We start from the raw sequence: 387 nt of genomic DNA on the forward strand, positions 1-387 counted from the left end.
ATTGCGCGTCTCGCATATCCGTTTTGCGCCCAGGCACATTCTTCATGTGGCGGGCATTCACTACCAGAATGTTGATCTGCCCATCAAAACAAGGTTCCAGCATTTCGTAGATGGGTTGCCAATAGATCCCAGTACTCTCCATGGCGACATAGTGGCACTCTGCTTCCAACACCCAATCCCGCAGTTTCCGCATTTCCGGGATCAGTGTGCTGAAGGAGCGAATCTCGATTTCCGGATCGGTGCCCAGCTCACCTTTGGCAAGACAGGCAACGATAACATCACGATGAATGTCCAGTCCCATGGCGCAGGTCAATATGTCTTGCATCAAATCCCTCCCTGAACGATGCAGGCTGGGAATTGCCCGGGTGGGTATCCGAACTTTGCTAC

General features: G+C 52.5%; 1 protein-coding gene. It reads right to left on the bottom strand.

Annotated features, from left to right (window positions below; all coding sequences use genetic code 11):
* Window positions 1-325, bottom strand: a 325-nt coding sequence (locus tag H7U37_RS15335) for an IS110 family transposase (protein ID WP_204877029.1), incomplete at its 3' end; no start/stop codon positions are given.
* Between the last annotated feature and the right edge of the window lie 62 nt (window positions 326-387).

This window comes from Pseudoflavonifractor phocaeensis, from assembly GCF_016901735.1.
Taxonomy (GTDB): domain Bacteria; phylum Bacillota; class Clostridia; order Oscillospirales; family Oscillospiraceae; genus Pseudoflavonifractor_A.